5 protein-coding genes are annotated in these 3,328 nt (G+C 66.3%); 4 read left to right on the top strand and 1 reads right to left on the bottom strand.

All coding sequences use genetic code 11. The annotated features are described in order from the left end of the window. The 3 genes from KDJ86_RS06410 to KDJ86_RS06400 form a co-directional block, all read left to right on the top strand. On the top strand, positions 1-215 hold a 215-nt coding region (locus KDJ86_RS06410), incomplete at its 5' end, for a TrbG/VirB9 family P-type conjugative transfer protein (protein WP_291744101.1). Further along, entirely contained in the window at positions 212-1,408 is a 1,197-nt protein-coding gene (locus KDJ86_RS06405) for a TraB/TrbI/VirB10 family type IV secretion system protein (RefSeq protein ID WP_291744099.1), read from the top strand. The genes KDJ86_RS06410 and KDJ86_RS06405, both read left to right, overlap by 4 nt. After that, entirely contained in the window at positions 1,408-1,650 is a 243-nt protein-coding gene (locus KDJ86_RS06400; protein WP_291744097.1) for a DUF2274 domain-containing protein, read from the top strand. The genes KDJ86_RS06405 and KDJ86_RS06400 overlap by 1 nt, the downstream gene beginning before the upstream one ends. On the opposite strand, the gene KDJ86_RS06395 is transcribed toward KDJ86_RS06400, so the two are convergent. Continuing rightward, positions 1,580-2,569, bottom strand: a complete 990-nt coding sequence (locus tag KDJ86_RS06395) for a LysR family transcriptional regulator (RefSeq protein WP_291744095.1) — start codon at positions 2,567-2,569, stop codon at positions 1,580-1,582. The genes KDJ86_RS06400 and KDJ86_RS06395 overlap by 71 nt on opposite strands. Before the next feature lie 370 nt (positions 2,570-2,939). Here KDJ86_RS06395 and KDJ86_RS06390 point away from each other — a divergent pair, with 370 nt between their 5' ends. After that, positions 2,940-3,212 (top strand): helix-turn-helix transcriptional regulator, encoded by a 273-nt coding sequence (locus KDJ86_RS06390; protein WP_291744093.1) that lies wholly within the window; start codon positions 2,940-2,942, stop codon positions 3,210-3,212. Positions 3,213-3,328 lie beyond the last annotated feature (116 nt).

Below are 3,328 nucleotides of genomic sequence, written 5' to 3'. Positions count from 1 at the left end.
TCTATGTCGAGTTCCCGCGCGGGATCGTTCAGGGCGAGATGCCGCCGCTCTTCGTCATCGGCGCCGATGGCGAACCGCAGATCGTCAACAGCCGCATCTATCAGAACGTCCTGATCGTCGATCGCCTATTCGGCGCCGCCGAGCTGCGCCTCGGAAGCGGCGACCGCCAGCAGACGGTCAGGATCGTCCGGACCGACGGGAGGCGCACGTCATGAGCGATAGCGAGAACACCCGCGACACCGACGCGCCGCTCACCGCGTCTGCCAGTGAGGCCGCGGCCCCCATGCGGCTGCGCGCCGAGCCGCCGCGCGTGACGCGCCTGTCGCGCAAGGTGCTGGCGAGCCTCGGCCTCGTCGCCGCGATCGGCGTCGGCGGCGCGCTGATCTATGCGCTGCAGACGCGCAATGCCGGCACCGGCGGCGAGGAGCTCTACTCGACTGAGAACCGACCGACGGCCGACGGTCTCGCCGGCCTGCCGCGCGACTACACCGGTCCGGTCCTGGGACCGCCGCTGCCTGGCGATCTCGGCCGCCCGATTGTGGGAGCCCAGAACCGCGGTCAGCCGGTCGTCCCGCCGACAGTGGCCGCGCCCCGCGTCGATCCCGCCGAACAGCGGCGGCTCGCCGAAGAAGAGGCGGCGCGAACGAGCCGGGTGTTTTTTCAGACTGAGGCGCGCGGCGCCGTTCCCGCTGGCGCTTCCGGCGGCGTTGCTAGCCCCAATCTCGCCGGCCTCGGGCTGCCCGGCCAGCCGGGCGCGCTGACAGCTCAGGATCGCCAGCTCGCTTTCCTCAACGCCTCGGTAGACCGGCGCACCGTCGCGCCCGATCGCGTTGCGGCGCCGGCCTCGCCCTATGTCCTACAGGCAGGCGCCGTCATCCCGGCGGCGCTCATCACCGGCATCCGTTCCGATCTGCCGGGTCAGATCACGGCACAGGTCACGGAGCACATCTATGACAGCCCGACCGGCCGCATCCTGCTCGTGCCGCAGGGCACCCGGATCATCGGCCAATACAGCAACGATGTCGGCTTCGGGCAGCGCCGCGTGCTCCTGGTCTGGAACAGGCTCATCTTCCCGAACGGCCGCTCGATTGTTCTGGAGCGCCAGCCCGGCGCCGACACGCAGGGCTATGCCGGCCTCGAGGATGGCGTCGACTATCATTGGTGGGATCTGGCGAAGGCCGCGGGCCTGTCGACGCTCCTTGCCGTCGGGGCCGAACTCGCCGTCGACGACGATGATCGATTGGTACAGGCCATCCGCAACGGCGGCCAGGACACCATCAATGACGCCGGCCAGCAGATCGTCCGCCGCCAGCTCAATGTCGCCCCGACGCTGACCATCCGGCCGGGTTTTCCGGTTCGCGTGATCGTCACCCGCGACCTGGTGCTCGAACCCTATGGAGTGCGTTGATGACCAAGCTGAAGCTCGGCCCCATCGCCGACGACAAGCCGGTCAAGGTCACGGTGGAGCTGCCGGCGCCGTTGCATCGCGACCTTGTCGCCTATGCCGAAGTGCTGGCCCGCGAGACGGGCCAGCCCGTCATCGATCCGGCCCGGCTCATCGTGCCCATGCTGGAGCGCTTCATTTCGACGGATCGGGGCTTTGCGAAGGCGCGCCGGCTCGACCGCGCCGCGGAGCGGAAGGACGCATGAGGCGTTGGCCGGCGAACCAACTTTCGTCCCGCTCGGAGAGGCCCCGCGCCAAATGCAGAAGATGCCTGACGACAGGATTGGTCGAAGCCGATGAGTGGGCGGCGCTGAACTCCAGAACGGCACCCTCGATCGGGCGAAAGACCACATCCGGAAAGCCCAGCCCCGTCACCGTGCTCCCGACGATTGTCACGCCGCTCCCGTTCGAAACGATGTGCAGGAGCGACTCGCGTGTGACCGCCTGTCGTTCGATCCTCGGCGCATGGCCTCGCGCTTCGATATGTCGACGGATGTAGTTCGCAGCATCCGGCCCCGGGGCCATATCCGTCACGATGAAATGGCGATTGGCGACATCGTTCCAGGTGACGGTCTCTCGTCCGGCCAGCGCATCCTCGACCGACATCGCGACGTAGATCGGCTCGTTCCAGAGGTGCATGAGCTCGTAGCCCGCTCCGGGCGGGATTTCCGTGACGAAGCCGACATCCATCTGGCCGCGCCGAACGGCCGCGATCTGCTCGGCCGAACCGGCCTCGATGAACTCGAGCCGGACCTTCGGTCGATCCAGCCGGAAGCTCTTGAAAAGCTGCGACTGGAAGCCTGTCGCGAGGGGATCGAAGAAGCCGACTCTCAACACCGATGATTCCCGTGCAGCCAGGCTGGCGGCGTCCAACGCCGAGCCGATCTCGCTCATCCCCGCATGCGCCCGATCCAGAAACTGCCGGCCGACCTCGGTGAGTTCCACGCCGCCGTGATGGCGTCGGAACAGCAGGCCGCCGATCTCTTCCTCGATGTCCCGAATCCGCCGGCTGACCGCCGACTGCTCGACACCCAGGGCCTCCGCAGCTCGCCGAAAGCTGCCGCGCTCGGCGGCGGCGATCACATAGCGGATGTGGCGTAGCTCGATCCTCGGTCTTCGCCCCATTTCTCGTTATCCAGTCCAGGTATTCGGAAATGTCTCGTCATGCTTCTTCTTTCGGTCGCTGTTGAGATTGGCCGAACCATCCGTCGCCAATGTAACTTCCCGTCTTCATAACAACGAGACACGTCCAAACCGTGCACGTACCCGGCTCGGCGATCATAGCGCATGTCGGCGGGGCGATACCCCCATGCTCCTTGGGCGGGACCCGAGCATCGAGCGGAAAGGGTAGACCTCGATCGTCTCTTGCCGGAACCGCCCCCGTCCGATCTGCACGCCATGGCGCGATATTCCCGCACGCTTCCCGGCGAGGCCTTCCGTCACCCTCCATCTATCGCTTTCTATTCCTCCAGCGTCGTTGAAGTGGAGGAGCAGCGTGAGTCACGGAGCCCAGAAGCAGATCAGCAGAACGATAAGACGCCAGCAGTTGCGCGAGATCGTACCGCTGGCCGACAGCACGATCTACGAGATGGAGCAACGCGGTGAATTCCCGCAGCGCTTCTATCTGACCTCGCGCAGCGTGGTCTGGGATCTCGCCGAGGTGGAGGCCTGGCTGGAGGCGCGCCGAGCGGCCTCGAGAGCGAAGACCATCAAACGCGCACCTTCTCCCGACGTCGGATTGCGAAAGACGCGCCCCATCAGACATTAGGCTCCGGCGCCAGCAAGTCCATCGAAGGCGGATAGAGCGACGGGACATACTTCTGACCGGCCGCCCAGGCGTCCACGATATTCGCCCACTCCTGCAACATGTGGCGCCGTTGATGT

Origin of the sequence: Bauldia sp., assembly GCF_020442045.1 — a bacterium.
GTDB lineage: Bacteria > Pseudomonadota > Alphaproteobacteria > Rhizobiales > Kaistiaceae > Bauldia.
Note: the sequence above shows the minus strand (reverse complement) of the source record. Positions and strands in the feature narration are given on the sequence as shown.

Excerpts from the sequence above, each read along its gene's own strand:
- KDJ86_RS06405 (WP_291744099.1), top strand. The coding sequence starts at position 212 with ATGAGCGATAGCGAGAACACCCGCGACACCGACGCGCCGCTCACCGCG.
- KDJ86_RS06400 (WP_291744097.1), top strand. The coding sequence starts at position 1,408 with ATGACCAAGCTGAAGCTCGGCCCCATCGCCGACGACAAGCCGGTCAAG.
- KDJ86_RS06395 (WP_291744095.1), bottom strand. The coding sequence starts at position 2,569 with ATGGGGCGAAGACCGAGGATCGAGCTACGCCACATCCGCTATGTGATC.